The organism is Streptomyces sp. LS-MS-L19 (assembly GCF_058382285.1).
Map to the genome: position 1 here is coordinate 6,962,790 of NZ_JBYCLL010000001.1, position 15,723 is coordinate 6,978,512.

At 71.2% G+C, this 15,723-nt stretch carries 10 protein-coding genes; 8 read left to right on the forward strand and 2 right to left on the reverse strand.

Annotation, left to right across the window (positions count from 1 at the left end; all coding sequences use genetic code 11):
- Positions 1–3: 3 nt before the first annotated feature.
- Positions 4–3,063: a helix-turn-helix transcriptional regulator gene (locus AC2XR2_RS31230; protein WP_491518537.1), complete on the forward strand. Its 3,060-nt coding sequence runs from the start codon at positions 4–6 to the stop codon at positions 3,061–3,063.
- Positions 3,064–3,098: 35 nt separating this feature from the next.
- Positions 3,099–3,317, forward strand: a complete 219-nt coding sequence (locus AC2XR2_RS31235) for a DUF6191 domain-containing protein (protein ID WP_330264294.1) — start codon at positions 3,099–3,101, stop codon at positions 3,315–3,317.
- Here the strand turns inward: AC2XR2_RS31235 and AC2XR2_RS31240 are convergent.
- Positions 3,310–4,485 (reverse strand): PQQ-dependent sugar dehydrogenase, encoded by a 1,176-nt coding sequence (locus AC2XR2_RS31240; protein WP_381304208.1) that lies wholly within the window; start codon positions 4,483–4,485, stop codon positions 3,310–3,312. The two genes, AC2XR2_RS31235 and AC2XR2_RS31240, sit on opposite strands and share 8 nt — an antisense overlap.
- Before the next feature lie 105 nt (positions 4,486–4,590).
- Entirely contained in the window at positions 4,591–5,589 is a 999-nt protein-coding gene (locus AC2XR2_RS31245; protein WP_381304206.1) for an aldo/keto reductase, read from the reverse strand.
- Positions 5,590–5,663: 74 nt separating this feature from the next.
- Here AC2XR2_RS31245 and AC2XR2_RS31250 point away from each other — a divergent pair, with 74 nt between their 5' ends.
- From AC2XR2_RS31250 to serA, 6 genes are all read left to right on the forward strand, one after another.
- Positions 5,664–6,626, forward strand: a complete 963-nt coding sequence (locus AC2XR2_RS31250; protein ID WP_381304204.1) for a 2-hydroxyacid dehydrogenase — start codon at positions 5,664–5,666, stop codon at positions 6,624–6,626.
- A gap of 393 nt (positions 6,627–7,019) precedes the next feature.
- Positions 7,020–10,016: a putative bifunctional diguanylate cyclase/phosphodiesterase gene (locus AC2XR2_RS31255; protein WP_491516878.1), complete on the forward strand. Its 2,997-nt coding sequence runs from the start codon at positions 7,020–7,022 to the stop codon at positions 10,014–10,016.
- A 207-nt stretch (positions 10,017–10,223) separates the two neighbouring features.
- Positions 10,224–12,068: an acetolactate synthase large subunit gene (locus AC2XR2_RS31260; RefSeq protein ID WP_330264289.1), complete on the forward strand. Its 1,845-nt coding sequence runs from the start codon at positions 10,224–10,226 to the stop codon at positions 12,066–12,068.
- 21 nt (positions 12,069–12,089) lie between these two features.
- Positions 12,090–12,617 (forward strand): acetolactate synthase small subunit, encoded by a 528-nt coding sequence (ilvN, locus tag AC2XR2_RS31265; protein ID WP_037712203.1) that lies wholly within the window; start codon positions 12,090–12,092, stop codon positions 12,615–12,617.
- Positions 12,618–12,734: 117 nt separating this feature from the next.
- Positions 12,735–13,733, forward strand: coding sequence for a ketol-acid reductoisomerase (ilvC, locus tag AC2XR2_RS31270; RefSeq protein ID WP_037712202.1), 999 nt, complete (start codon positions 12,735–12,737; stop codon positions 13,731–13,733).
- Between the two features lie 392 nt (positions 13,734–14,125).
- A complete protein-coding gene (gene serA / locus AC2XR2_RS31275) occupies positions 14,126–15,715 on the forward strand; it encodes a phosphoglycerate dehydrogenase (protein WP_330264288.1) in 1,590 nt (529 codons plus the stop codon).
- Positions 15,716–15,723: the final 8 nt, after the last annotated feature.

The following is a 15,723-nucleotide window of genomic DNA, read 5'->3' on the forward strand; positions in this document are numbered from 1 at the left end:
GTCATGCTCGGGCCTGTGCAGACCAGGTCCGTCAGTCCCGTGTTCGTCGGCCGCACCGAAGAACTGAACAGCCTGAACGAAGCGCTCGCCCGTGCCGCCGCGGGCGAGCCGCAGGCATTGCTGCTCGGCGGGGAGGCCGGCGTCGGCAAGACCCGGCTCGTCGAGGAGTTCGCCACCGCGGCCTGCCGGCAGGGCGCGGTCGTCGCCCTCGGCGGTTGCGTCGAGATCGGCGCCGACGGACTGCCCTTCGCCCCCTTCTCCACCGCGCTGCGCGCCCTGCGCCGCGCCCTGCCCGACGAACTCGCCGCCGCGGCCGCGGGCCAGGAGGAGGAACTGGCCCGGCTGCTCCCCGAGATCGGCGAGGCCCTCCCCGCCCGCGGCACAAGCCGGCACGACGAGGAGAGCCTGGCCCGCCTCTTCGAACTCACCGCACGCCTCCTGGAACGGGTCGCCGCCGAACGCACCGTGGTCGTCGCCCTGGAGGACCTGCACTGGGCCGACGCCTCCACCCGCCACCTCCTCGCCTACCTCTTCCGCACCCTGCGCACCGGCCGCCTGGTCGTCCTCGCCACCTACCGCGCCGACGACATCCACCGCCGCCATCCGCTGCGCCCCCTGCTCGCCGAACTCGACCGGCTGCGCACGGTCCACCGCATCGAACTCGGCCGTTTCACCCGGGACGAGGTGAGCCGCCAGATAGCCGGCATCCTCGCCACCGAACCGGACCCCGCCCAGGTCGACGACATCTTCGAACGCTCCGACGGCAACGCCTTCTTCGTCGAGGAACTCGCCGTCTGCGCCACCGAGGGCTGCGGCACCGGCCTCACCGACTCGCTGCGCGATCTGCTCCTGGTCCGGGTGGAGAGCCTGCCCGAGCGCACCCAGCGGGTCGCCAGGGTCGTCGCCGAGGGCGGCTCCACCGTGGAGTACCGGCTTCTGGCCGCCGTCACCGGGCTCGCCGAGGACGACCTCATCGAGGCGCTGCGGGCCGCCGTCAACGCCAACATCCTCAGCCCCGCACCCGACGGCGACGGCTACCGCTTCCGGCATTCCCTGGTCCGCGAGGCCGTCGCCGACGACCTGCTGCCCGGCGAACGCTCCCGCCTCAACCGGCGCTACGCCGAAGCCCTGGAGGCCGACCCCACGCTGGTCCCCGCCGACGAACGCGTCATGCGCCTGGCCAGCTACTGGTACCACGCCCATGACCCCGCCAAGGCACTGCCCGCCGTCCTGGACGCCGCTGCCGCCGCCCGCCGCCGGCACGCCTACTCCGAGCAACTCCGGTTCCTGGAACGCGCGATGGAGCTGTGGGACACCACCCCCGAGGACGTCCGGAACGCCCTGCGCCCCGTCGACTACACCGAGGTCTACCCTCCCTGCGGCTGCGACCCCGCCACCACCCCGCTGCGCTACCTCGACCTGATGGCCGAGGCCGCCGTGGCCGGGCGCCTGGGCGGCGAACGGGAACGCGCCCTGAAGATCGCCAAGCGGGCGCTGCACCTCCTGGAGGACGACGGCGACCCACTGCGCGCCGCGTGGTTCTGGGTCCAGCGCTCCCACCTCGTCCAAGGACTGGCCCGGGGTGACGGCTGGACCGAACTGGCCGCCGCCGAGGAGCTGGTGCGAGGTCTGCCGCCCTCGGAGGTGCACGCCGAGGTGCTGTACAACTTCGCGAACTGGTCCATGCTGCACTGCCCCGGCCCCGAGGCCGTCACGGCCGCCGAACGCGCCGTGGAGTACGCGCGGATGGTCGGTGCCCGCGAGATCGAGATGAACGCCTGCGTCACCGACGCGGGTCTGGCCGTCGAGTCCGGCGATGTCGAGACCGGTCTCGCCGCGATGTTCGAGATCCTGCGCCAGACCCTCGACGACGGGCTCTCCGCCGTCGTCGGCCGCGTCTACGTGAACCTGCCGAACGCCCTCGAAGCCATCGGCCGCTCCCGGGAAGCCGTCCCGATCCTGGAGGAAGGACTCGGCTACGCCCGGACGCACGGCATGTCCGACAAGGAGGCCTGGATCTGGGGCAACCTCGCCGAGTCCCTCTACTCCCTGGGCCGTTGGGACCAGGCGGCCGAGGCCGCCGTCCAGGCAGAACGCATCGGCCGCGGCGCCCAGCCCCGCGGCTTCCACGCGGCCAACCGGGCCACGCTCGCCCTCGCCCGCGGCGACCTCCCCGAGGCCGCACGCCAACTCACCGCGGCCCGCGGCTACTTCGGCTCCCACGACCGGACCCCGCAACACGACCTCCCACTCTCCGACCTGGCCATCGGCATCGCCGCGGCCGAAGGACGCCTCCTGGACGCCCGCGCCGACCTCGAACGCGTCCTGGACACCGGCTTCCCACCCGGCACCCAGCGCTACGCCTGGCCCCTGCTCCTCACCGCCGCCACCACGGAGGCCGACTCCCTCGGCCTGCCCGTCGCCGAGCAGGGCCGCGCGAAGATCCTCGACCGCATCCGGGAGGCCGCCAGGCCCCTCGCCACCAACGCCCCCGTCTGGCTGGCCCACGAGCGCTGGCTCCGCGCCGAACTGCTGCGCGCCGAGAGCGCCGACACCCCCGATCACTGGTCCGAGGCCGTCACCGCCTTCGAACCCCTGGAACGCCCCTACGACCTCGCCCGCGTCCGGCACCGGCTCGCCCAGGCCCTGCTGTCCGCGCCCGGGGGCGCCGAGCAGCCCGACCGCGACCAGGCCACCGAACTCCTGCGCCTCGCCCACGCCGCCGCCGACCACCTCGGCGCCCGGCTCCTCGCCGACGCGGTCGGCCTCCTCGCCCAGCGCGCCCGCCTCACCCTGACCGCGGAGCGGGCTCCCGCACCGGACGACCCGGCCCGCTCCCTCGGCCTCACCGGCCGCGAACGCGACGTCCTGCGCCTGGTCGCCCTCGGCCGCACCAACCGCCAGATCGCCGGGGAACTCTTCATCTCCCCGAAGACCGCCAGCGTCCACGTCTCCAACATCCTGGCCAAGCTCGCCGTCTCCGGAAGGGGCGAGGCCGCGGCCGTCGCACACCGGCTGGGACTGTTCCCCCAGGAGGCTCTCCAGGTGCCGATCACGGAGTGAGGCGTACGGTGGAGGGGACCGGCAGGGGAGGCCGTATGTTCAACATGTTCGAGGAACTGTTCGCACCCGGCCGCAAACACACCCACGACGAGCAGAAGCGGCTCGAGCTGACCCGGGAGGACGTCGGTGACGGCGACCCCGGACGCGGACCGATAGACCTCACCTCCGGGAAGGTCGTCGTACGCCTGCCCCAGCGGGACGAGGACCCGGCCGGAGCCCCTGCCGAGGACGAAGAGGAGCGCCCGGCTAGCTGACCTGTATCTCCAGGATCCGGTCGTCCCCGTCCTTCGGGCTGCCCCGGCCGTCGGTGTTGCTGGTGACCAGCCACAGCTTGTCCCCGCCCGCGGAGACCACCGTGCGCAGCCGGCCGTACTCGCCCTTCAGGAACGGCTGCGGGTCGGCCGAGGCCTCCGTGCCGTTCAGCGGGATCCGCCACAGGCGCTGTCCCTTGAGTCCGGCCATCCAGACGGAACCCTCGGCGTAGGCGGCACCGCTGGGGGAGGCGTCGTCGGTGTGCCACTGGGCTGTCGGGTTCTGGAACTTCTTGTCGTCCGACCTGCCCTCGGCGTCCGGCCAGCCGTAGTTGCCGCCGGGCTTGATCGCGTTCAGCTCGTCCCAGGTGTCCTGGCCGAACTCCGAGGCGAACAGCCGCTGCTTGGAGTCCCAGGTGAGGCCCTGCACATTGCGGTGGCCGTAGGAGTACACGGGGGAGCCGGGGAACGGGTTGCCCGGGGCCGCGTCGCCCTCCGGGGTCAGGCGCAGGATCTTGCCGCCCAGGGACTCGCGGTCCTGGGACAGCCCGGTGTTGCCGCTCTCGCCGGTGCCCGCGTAGAGCATCCTGTCGGGGCCGAAGGCGATCCGGCCGCCGTTGTGGATGAAGCCCTTGGGGATGCCCTTGAAGACGGTGTCGGGCGCGCCCAGTTGCTCGCCGGACGCCTTCCGCTCGTCGTAGACCATCCTGACGATGCGGTTGTCCGAGTCGGAGGTGAAGTAGGCGTACACCATGTGGTCGGAGGCGTAGTCCGGGGAGAGGGCGATGCCGAGGAGGCCGCCCTCGCCGGCCGCGGAGACCCCGGACACCTCGCCCAGCTCGGTCTTCTTGCCGGACTTCCCGTCGACCCTCAGGATCGTGCCGTCGTCGCGGGAGGAGACGAGCAGGTCGCCGTCGGGAAGCGGGGCGAGACCCCAGGGGGTCCTGAGGCCCTCGGCGACCGTGCGCAGCACCTTCACCGAGCCCTTCGCCGGCGGAGTCGCCCCGGCGGCCTGCCGGGTGGGGGAGGAGCCCGGAGCCGTACTGCCGGACGCGGCGCCGGCGCCGGCCCCGGAGGAGTCGTCTCCTCCGCCGTCGGAGGAGCAGCCGGCCGTCAGCAGGAGCGTGGTCGCGGCCAGTACGGCCGTCACAGCTCGACGATGCACGATCATGGTCCCTTCGAAGCGGCGGGTTCTACCTGTCATACACCGCTCGCGCCCCACAGGTTCCCGATCTTCGCGAGGCGATGCACGGAGGTGCCCACCGGCCCGGCCCGCTCAGTCCCACGACCCCAGCGCCGCCGGCAGTTCCGCCAGCTCCGTCAGGTCCTGCGCGGTCAGTCGCAGGGCCGTCGCCGCCGCGTTCTCCGTCACCCACCGCTCCCGCTTGGCGCCCGGTATCGGGACCACGTGGGGTGCCTGGGCCAGGACCCAGGCCAGGGCCACCTGGGCCGGGGTGACCGACTCCCCGTGGCGGGCCGCGACGCGGCGCAGGCCGGAGACGATCGGCTGGTTCGCGGCCATCATCTCGGCGGTGAAGCGGGGATGACGGGCGCGCACGTCGTCCGGTTCGAAGCCCTCGCCCGGGGTGAGGGTGCCGGTCAGGTAACCGTTGCCGAGCGGCATCGCCGCCAGGAACCCGATGCCGCGCGCCGCGCACCACGGCAGCAGCGTCTCCAGCGCCTCCCGCGACCACACCGACAGCTCGGCCTCCACCGCGCTCACCGGGAAGACCTGCTGGACCCGGCGCAACTGCCGGACCGTCGCGTCGTGCAGCCGGGTCCCGGAGCGGCGGCCACCCCGCGCCCCCATCGCGCACAGCCCCAACGACCGTACCTTTCCCGCCTGTACGAGCTCCGCCATCGCGCCCCAGGTCTCCTCGACCGGCACCTCGGGGTCCTCGCGGTGCAGTTGGTAGAGGTCGATCACATCGGTCTGGAGCCGTCGGAGGGACGCGTCGCAGGCCCGTCTCACATAGCCGGGGCGGCCGTTGGCCACGATGTGCTGCTCGCCCACCAGCAGGCCGACCTTGGTCGACACGAAGGCGTCCGCGCGCCGCTCCTTCAACACCCGCCCCAGCAGCAGCTCGTTGGTGAACGGGCCGTACATGTCGGCGGTGTCCAGCAGGGTCGAGCCCAGATCGAGAGCCCGGTGCACGGCCCGGACCGACTCGTCGCCCCGCTGCCGCGACCCGCTGTAGCCCCAGCTCATCGGCATGCACCCGAGTCCGACGGCTCCCACCGCGAGCGCCGCCGCGCCGATCGTCCTGCGCTCCACCTGCTCGTGACCCTCCCTATCCCGGCCCCCAACCTAACCTCTGGGCCGCCGGACCCCTGACATAGCCTCCTGGCATGACAGCTGACGTGTGGCTCCCCATCCCGCCGGACGAGATCGCAGGGCTCCCCGCAGGGCCCACCTATCTGTTCTGGGACGGGGGTGAGGACGGCGCTCAGGAGTTCCCCGGTGACCCCGCGGACTGCGTGCTGTACGTGGTGCCGTACATGAAGCGGCAGCCGGTCAAGGTACGGCCGCTGGCGCAGATGCCGAACCTCCAGGTGGTCCAGACGCTCACGGCGGGTGTCGACGACGTCATGGCAAAGCTGTCGGACCTGGCGCCGGGTGTGCGGCTCTGCAACGCGCGCGGTGTGCACGAGGCGAGCACCGCCGAGCTGGCCCTCACCCTGACCCTCGCGTCCCTGCGCGGCATCCCCGGCTTCGTCCGGGCCCAGCAACAGGAGCGCTGGCAGGGCGACTTCCATCCCGCGCTCGCCGACAAGAACGTGCTCGTCGTCGGCTACGGCGCGATCGGCGCCGCGATCGAGGACCGGCTCGTGCCCTTCGAGGTCGCGCGGGTGGCGCGCGTCGCGCGCTCCGCGCGCACCACGGAGCGCGGCCCGGTGCACCCGCTCACCGACCTGCCCGCACTGCTCCCCGAGGCGGACGTCGTCATCCTCTCCACCCCGCTGAACGACACCACGCGCGGTCTGGTGGACGCGGAGTTCCTGGCCCGGATGAAGGACGGCGCCCTGCTGGTGAACGTCGCCCGCGGCCCGGTCGTCGACACCAAGGCGCTGCTCGCGGAACTGGAGACCGGGCGCATCACCGCCGCCCTGGACGTGGTCGACCCCGAGCCGCTGCCCCCGGGGCACCCCCTCTGGCAGGCGCCGGGCCTCCTCATCAGTCCGCACGTCGGCGGACCCACCTCCGCCTTCCTGCCCCGGGCCAAAAGGCTCCTGGCGGACCAGTTGCACCGTTTCGTGAACCACGAGCCCTTGCGCAACGTGATCCTTACGACGGGCACGGCAGACGCATAGTCCGTTTTCGGTACCCTCCGCAACCTTTCGGACGCGGTCCGTGCTCCCAACTCCCCTGGTGGTCACGGAGCGTAGAGGAACTATGTCCCTGAGTGACGAGACTGGTGTATCGTCCCGACAGGGGCTGCGCCGCGCACCGTTCGGCGCCGGGGATGGACATTGCAGACTGTGAGGGGGGCGACGGGCGATGCACGGCCTATGGACGAGCGATCCGACGCGGCGGAGCCGCCGGCGGCGACCCTGGCAGACAGCCGCGCGCAGACGCGGTCACCACGCCGGTCACGGCGGCCACCACAGCCATCACCACCGCAGGCACAACAGCCGCAGGAGGCATGCGCACCCGGCGCACCCGGACCCCCGGGACCCCGGAGCGGCGCGGACCGGGAGGGCCCGGTGAGCTCGCCCCCGTCTCCCACGACCACCCTCGACGGAGCGCTGCGGGCCCCCCGCGCGCGGGGGGTGCTGCCCTCCCGGCCACCGGCCTCCCGCGGTGGGACGAGCCTGGTCCACCAACTCCTCCTCGCCCTGGTCTGCGCGGGCTACGCCGTCGGTTCCGCGCTCGGCTGGGGCTCGCCCGAAGCCGCCCTGATCATGGGCGACTTCGGGCTGAGCGCCGCGGCCGGCACCGCCGCCGTGTCCTGCTTCCTCTACGCCCGCGGCCGTCGGGTCCGCTTTCGACCCGCCTGGCTGCTCTTCGCGCTCTCCTCGGCGATGGCGGCCCTCGGCAACCTGGTCTGGGGGTGGTACGAGGTCGTCCTGGGGCGGCCCGTCCCCAGCCCCTCCTACGCCGACGGCTTCTTCCTCTGCTTCGCGCCACCGGCCATCGTGGGCCTGCTGGTCCTCGCCAAGCGCCCGGTCACCAAGGCCGGTTGGGTCTGCCTGGGCCTCGACGCCTGGCTGATCGGCGGCTCGCTGCTCACCCTGTCGTGGAGCCTCGCCCTCGCCCAGGCGGCGAAGTCCGAGGGACCCAGCGTCGCGCACACCGCGCTGTCGCTGGCGTATCCCATGCTGGACATCGCCCTCGTCAGCATGGTGCTCGCGCTGCACTTCCGGCGCTCGGCGGTCAACCGCACCGCGGTGAACACCGCGATCGGCGCGCTCGCCCTGACCGTGATGTGCGACGCCCTGTTCACCTCGCCGCTGCTCCACAACAACTACCGCTCGGGCCAGCTGCTGGACGCGGGCTGGTTCGCCGGCTCCCTGCTCCTCGCCTACGCCCCCTGGGCCGCACCCCGGCGCGGGGACGGCGAACGGCAGCCCCCGACCGGGCGCACCCGCGTGGTCCACGAACACCTGCCCAGGCACCGGTTCGGGATCCAGCACCACCCCTCCGCACAGGGCGCCCCGGGCGGTGATCACAGCCGGTACCCGGCCACCCGCCCCATCACCGGGTCACTGGCCGCGCTCACCCCCTACCTGGCGGCCGCGGTCTGCACCCTGGGCATCCTCTACAACGTCCTCAACGGCCGCAGCGTGGACCGCGTGGTGCTCCTCACCGGCGGCACCGTCGTGCTCGCCCTCGTGGTGCGCCAGGGCATCATGCTGCTCGACAACATCACCCTCACCCAGGAACTCGCGCAGAAGGAGAACCACTTCCGCTCCCTGGTGCAGGGCTCCAGCGACGTCATCATGATCGCCGCGCCGAACGGCATCCTCCGGTACGTCTCCCCGGCCGCCGCCGGTGTCTACGGCCGCCCGGCCGAGGACCTGGTGGGCACCGAACTGGCCGGTCTCATCCACCCCGAGGACCTGGGCTGCGTGGTGCACGAGGTGCGCCGTTTCCTCGCCGCCAACCCCCTCGAAGAGCCCACCACCCGCATCGAGTGCCGCTTCCGGTCCGGCGACGGCGGCTGGCTCAACGTCGAGTCCACCGTCAACCGCCACCACGGCGGCCTCATCTTCAACAGCCGGGACGTGACCGAAAGAGTGCGCCTCCAGGCGCAGCTCCAGCACAACGCCGAGCACGACCCGCTCACCGACCTGCCCAACCGCGCCCTGTTCACCCAGCGCGTCCAGCAGGCCCTGTCCGGCCGCCGCTCCTCCGACCGCGGCACCGCCGTCCTCTTCATCGACCTGGACGGATTCAAGGCCGTCAACGACACGATCGGCCACCAGGCCGGGGACGAACTGCTCGTCCAGGCCGCCCGCAGACTCCAGGACGCCGTCCGGCACGGCGACACCGCATCCCGGCTCGGCGGGGACGAGTTCGCCGCCCTGATCGTCGGGGACGGCACCCGCGACCGCACCGCCCGCGAGGGCAACATCCTGGAGCTCGCCGACCGCCTCAGGATCACCCTCTCGCAGCCCTACCTCATCGACGGCAACGATGTCCGGGTCGCCGCCTCCATCGGCGTCGCCTTCGCCGAACCCGGCCTCGGCGCGGGCGAGATCCTGCGCAACGCGGACCTGGCGATGTACCGCGCCAAGGCGGGCGGCAAGGGCCGCGTCGAGCTGTACGCACCGCAGATGCAGCAGGACGTCGTACGGAAGGCGGAGCTGGCCACGCGCCTGCGTGCCGCGCTGCACGACGGCGAGTTCGCCCTGCTGCACCAGCCCGTGGTGTCCCTGGAGGACGGCCGGATCACCTCGGTCAGCGCCCAGGCGCGCTGGCGGTCCTCCCAAGGGGTGCTGTTCACGCCCGCCGAGTTCCTGCGGGTGGCCGAGGACAGCGACCGGACGCAGGAGCTGGGCCGCTGGATCCTGGAGGAGGCCGTGGAACAGGCCGCCGAGCGCGCCGCGAACGGGCTCACCGTGCCGGTCGCGGTCCGGATGAACGCCCAGCGGCTGCTGGACCGCTCCCTGCCCCTGGGCTCCGTGGAGGCCCTGCTGACCCGGCACGGACTGCCCTCCGGCTCACTGCTCATCGAGCTCTCCGACGCCGACCCCAGGGTCTCCCTGGACGAGCTGGAGCGCCGGCTGACCGCGCTCCGGCGCGTCGGGGTCCGGATCGCCCTGGACGGCTTCGGCAGCGGCTACGCGGCGATCACCGCGCTGCGCAGACTCCCCGTCGACGTGCTGAAGCTCGACCGCAGCCTGGTCGAGGGCGTCGTGGAGTCCGCGCGACTGCACAAGATCACCAGCGGGCTGCTCAGGATCGCCGGGGACCTCGGGCTCCAGTCCGTGGCCGACGGGGTGGACCTGCCCGAACAGGTGGTCGCCCTGCGGGCGATGGGCTGCACCCATGGACAGGGCATGGCGTTCTCCGGGCCGTTGGACGAGTACCGGCTGCGCAGGGCGCTGGCCTCTGGGCACTATCCGGTGCCGCACGGCCCGGCGGAGCCCGCGTTCGCAGGTGGCGGTGCGGGGGTGTACACCGGAGGCATGACGGCCGTACTCGGTGGTGGGACGACCCTCCGCTCACATAATGAGACTCCCGTCCCACCCACTTGACAGTGGGTGCGTGCCGGGGGGAGGGTCAGTCTCATGCGCACCCGAATTCTCGTACTTGGAAAGCGCGTCGGCTGACGCTGAGCCACACACCGCTCAGCGATCCCCACCCGGCGCGCTCCCCTCGCTTGCCTTCTGGCACGAGGGGTTTTTTGTTGCCCAGCTTCCCCACCTCAGCTTCACACCCTCAGCATCGAGAAGAGAATGACGATGACCGAGCAGGCCACCGGGGCCCATCCGCAGCCGCGGCCCCGATCCGGAGGACAGCAGTCCGCCCCCGAGCACGTCACGGGCGCGCAGTCCCTCATCCGCTCTCTCGAGGAGGTGGGCGCCGAGACGGTGTTCGGCATTCCCGGCGGTGCCATCCTTCCGGCGTACGACCCGCTGATGGACTCCACCCGGGTGCGCCACGTCCTGGTCCGGCACGAGCAGGGCGCGGGCCACGCGGCCACCGGTTACGCGCAGGCCACCGGCAAGGTCGGCGTCTGCATGGCGACCTCGGGTCCCGGTGCCACCAACCTGGTCACCCCGATCGCGGACGCCCACATGGACTCGGTGCCGCTCGTGGCGATCACCGGCCAGGTGGCCTCCAAGGCGATCGGCACGGACGCCTTCCAGGAGGCGGACATCGTCGGCATCACCATGCCGATCACCAAGCACAACTTCCTCGTCACCAAGGCCGAGGACATCCCGCGGGTCATCGCGCAGGCCTTCCACATCGCCTCCACCGGCCGCCCCGGCCCGGTCCTGGTCGACATCGCCAAGGACGCCCTCCAGGCGAAGACGACGTTCTCCTGGCCGCCGGTCATGGACCTGCCCGGCTACCGCCCGGTGACCAAGCCGCACGCCAAGCAGATCCGCGAGGGCGCCAAGCTGATCACCCAGGCGAAGCGCCCCGTCCTCTACGTCGGCGGCGGTGTCATCAAGGCCGGCGCCACCGCCGAGCTGAAGGTCCTCGCAGAACTCACCGGAGCCCCCGTCACCACCACCCTGATGGGGCTCGGAGCGTTCCCCGACAGCCACCCGCTGCACGTGGGAATGCCGGGCATGCACGGTTCGGTCACCGCCGTCACCGCGCTGCAGAAGGCCGACCTGATCGTCGCCCTCGGTACCCGTTTCGACGACCGCGTCACCGGCAAGCTGGACAGCTTCGCCCCGCACGCCAAGATCGTCCACGCCGACATCGACCCCGCCGAGATCGGCAAGAACCGCGCCGCCGACGTCCCGATCGTCGGTGACGCCCGCGAGGTCATCGCCGACCTCGTCCAGGCCGTCCAGAAGGAGCACAGCGAGGGCCACCAGGGCGACTACAGCGCCTGGTGGAAGGACCTGTCCCGGTGGCGCGAGACCTACCCGCTCGGCTACGACCTGCCCGCCGACGGCTCGCTCTCCCCGCAGCAGGTCATCGAGCGGATCGGGCAACTCGCCCCCGAGGGCACGATCTTCGCCGCGGGCGTCGGCCAGCACCAGATGTGGGCCGCGCACTTCATCCAGTACGAGAAGCCCGCGACCTGGCTGAACTCCGGCGGCGCCGGAACCATGGGCTACGCGGTCCCGGCCGCGATGGGCGCCAAGGCCGGAGCCCCGGGCAACACCGTCTGGGCGATCGACGGCGACGGCTGCTTCCAGATGACCAACCAGGAGCTCACCACCTGCGCCCTGAACAACATCCCGATCAAGGTCGCCATCATCAACAACGGCGCCCTCGGGATGGTCCGCCAGTGGCAGACCCTCTTCTACAACCAGCGCTACTCCAACACCGTGCTGCACAGCGGCCCGGAGGACATCAACCCGGACGCGAAGGGCACGCGCGTGCCGGACTTCGTGAAGCTGTCCGAGGCGATGGGCTGCGTGGGCCTGCGCTGTGAGCGCCCGGAGGACCTGGACAAGGTCATCGAAGAGGCCAACTCCATCAACGACCGCCCCGTCGTCATCGACTTCATCGTCCACGAGGACGCGATGGTGTGGCCGATGGTCGCCGCCGGCACCTCCAACGACGAGATCATGGCCGCCCGGGACGTCCGCCCCGACTTCGGCGACAACGAAGACGACTGAGAGCCGTAAAGGAAGCAGATCATGTCCAAGCACACGCTCTCCGTCCTGGTGGAGAACACCCCGGGCATCCTGGCCCGGATCGCCGCGCTGTTCTCCCGCCGCGGGTTCAACATCGACTCGCTCGCGGTCGGTGTCACCGAGCACCCCGAGATCTCCCGGATCACGATCGTGGTCAGCGTGGTCGACGAACTGCCGCTGGAGCAGGTGACCAAGCAGCTCAACAAGCTCGTCAACGTCCTGAAGATCGTCGAACTGGAACCGGGTTCCGCCGTTCAGCGCGAACTCGTTCTGGTGAAGGTGCGCGCCGACAACGAGACGCGCTCCCAGATCGTCGAGATCGTCCAGCTGTTCCGCGCCAAGACCGTCGACGTCTCCCCGGAGGCCGTCACGATCGAGGCCACCGGCTCCAGCGACAAGCTGTCCGCGATGCTGAAGATGCTGGAGCCCTTCGGCATCAAGGAGCTCGTCCAGTCCGGCACCATCGCGATCGGCCGCGGCGCCCGCTCCATCACGGACCGCTCGCTGCGCGCCCTCGACCGAAGCGCGTAACCGGTGCGTCCGGGCGGCGGTTCCGGCCGCCGCCCGTATACCGAGACCCCGAGACTTCATCCCACCCCGCCGTCATACGGTGGGACGCAACACCTGCACTCAAGGAGAGAACCCAAAGTGGCCGAGCTGTTCTACGACGCCGACGCCGACCTGTCCATCATCCAGGGCCGCAAGGTCGCGGTCATCGGTTACGGCAGCCAGGGCCACGCCCACGCGCTGTCGCTCCGTGACTCGGGTGTCGACGTGCGTGTCGGTCTGCACGAGGGCTCCAAGTCCAAGGCCAAGGCCGAGGAGCAGGGCCTGCGCGTGGTGACGCCGTCCGAGGCCGCCGCCGAGGCCGACGTCATCATGATCCTGGTCCCGGACCCGATCCAGGCCCAGGTCTACGAGGAGTCCATCAAGGACAACCTGAACGACGGCGACGCGCTGTTCTTCGGCCACGGCCTGAACATCCGCTTCGACTTCATCAAGCCCCCGGCGAACGTCGACGTCTGCATGGTCGCCCCGAAGGGCCCGGGCCACCTCGTCCGCCGCCAGTACGAGGAGGGCCGCGGCGTTCCGTGTATCGCGGCCGTCGAGCAGGACGCGTCCGGCAACGCCTTCGCGCTCGCGCTGTCGTACGCCAAGGGCATCGGCGGCACCCGCGCGGGTGTCATCAAGACGACCTTCACCGAGGAGACCGAGACCGACCTGTTCGGTGAGCAGGCGGTTCTGTGCGGTGGTACGGCCGCGCTGGTCAAGGCCGGTTTCGAGACGCTGACCGAGGCCGGCTACCAGCCGGAGATCGCGTACTTCGAGTGCCTGCACGAGCTGAAGCTCATCGTCGACCTCATGTACGAGGGCGGCCTGGAGAAGATGCGCTGGTCGATCTCCGAGACCGCCGAGTGGGGCGACTACGTCACCGGCCCGCGGATCATCACGGACGCCACCAAGGCCGAGATGAAGAAGGTCCTCGCCGAGATCCAGGACGGCACCTTCGCGCGCGAGTGGATGGCCGAGTACCACGGCGGCCTGAAGAAGTACAACGAGTACAAGCAGCAGGACTCCGAGCACCTGCTGGAGACCACCGGCAAGCAGCTCCGCAAGCTGATGAGCTGGGTCGACGAGGAGGCGTAAGCCTCAGGTGACGGGACCGGAGCGGTCAGCTCCGGTCCCGTTGTCCAACCTGGCGGATCACGTCCGGGTGATCCTTCCGCGGAGGCGTAATACGCCCCCCATCGCGCCACTACACTGGCGCACAACATACGCGTCAGGCCCACAACGTCGTGCGTCTTCCACGCGGCTATGCGACACCGAGGAATTGTCCAGCACACCCCCACGCCGCCCGGCACGCACTCTCGCCGCACCGGCCAAAGGCCCTAGTAGCTCCGCTACGAGGACCTTCGTCCGGCACACCGAGAGCACGCACCGAACGACGCGGGAGCGCACCGGACAATTCCCCGGCGCCGCTCCCTCCACCGCCTGCGGCCGTCGGGACGGCCGTCCGCAATGGACCTGTGAGGACTCACGTGAGCTCGAAACCTGTCGTACTCATCGCTGAAGAGCTGTCGCCCGCGACCGTGGACGCGCTTGGGCCGGACTTCGAGATCCGGCACTGCAACGGCGCCGACCGGGCTGAGCTGCTGCCCGCCATCGCCGACGTCGACGCGATCCTGATCCGCTCCGCCACCAAGGTGGACGCCGAGGCCATCGCCGCCGCGAACAAGCTGAAGGTCGTCGCACGAGCCGGCGTCGGCCTGGACAACGTCGACGTCTCCGCCGCCACCAAGGCCGGCGTGATGGTCGTCAACGCCCCCACCTCGAACATCGTGACCGCCGCCGAGCTGGCCTGCGGTCTCCTCGTCGCCACCGCCCGCCACATCCCGCAGGCCAACGCCGCGCTGAAGAACGGCGAGTGGAAGCGCAGCAAGTACACGGGCGTGGAGCTGGCCGAGAAGACCCTCGGTGTCGTCGGCCTCGGCCGCATCGGCGCGCTCGTCGCCCAGCGCATGTCCGGGTTCGGGATGAAGGTCGTCGCCTACGACCCCTACATCCAGCCCGCCCGCGCCGCCCAGATGGGCGTCAAGGTGCTGTCGCTCGACGAGCTGCTCGAGGTCTCCGACTTCATCACCGTCCACCTCCCCAAGACCCCCGAGACCGTCGGCCTCATCGGCGACGAGGCGCTGCGCAAGGTCAAGCCGAGCGTGCGGATCGTCAACGCGGCCCGTGGCGGGATCGTCGACGAGGAGGCGCTGTACTCCGCCCTCAAGGAGGGCCGGGTCGCCGGTGCCGGTCTCGACGTGTACGCGAAGGAGCCCTGCACGGACTCCCCGCTCTTCGAGTTCGACCAGGTCGTCGCCACCCCGCACCTCGGTGCCTCCACCGACGAGGCCCAGGAGAAGGCCGGTATCGCCGTCGCCCGCTCGGTGCGGCTCGCCCTCGCCGGTGAGCTCGTGCCGGACGCGGTCAACGTCCAGGGCGGTGTCATCGCCGAGGACGTCAAGCCGGGCCTGCCGCTCGCCGAGCGCCTCGGCCGCATCTTCACCGCGCTCGCCGGTGAGGTCGCGGTCCGCCTCGACGTCGAGGTGTACGGCGAGATCACCCAGCACGACGTGAAGGTGCTGGAGCTCAGCGCCCTCAAGGGTGTCTTCGAGGACGTCGTCGACGAGACGGTGTCGTACGTCAACGCCCCGCTGTTCGCGCAGGAGCGCGGTGTCGAGGTGCGGCTGACGACCAGCTCCGAGTCGGCCGACCACCGCAATGTCGTCACCGTGCGCGGCACGCTCGGCAGCGGCGAGGAGGTGTCGGTCTCCGGCACGTTGGCCGGTCCGAAGCACCTCCAGAAGATCGTCGCCGTCGGCGAGTACGACGTGGACCTCGCGCTCGCCGACCACATGGTCGTCCTCAAGTACGAGGACCGGCCGGGTGTCGTCGGCACGGTCGGCCGGATCTTCGGTGAGGCCGGGATCAACATCGCCGGTATGCAGGTGTCGCGTGCGATCGCCGGTGGCGAGGCGCTGGCGGTTCTCACGGTGGACGACACCGTGCCCGCGGGCGTGCTGACCGAGGTCGCCGAGGAGATCGGCGCGACGTCGGCTCGTGCGGTGAACCTGGTCTGACAGCTGTC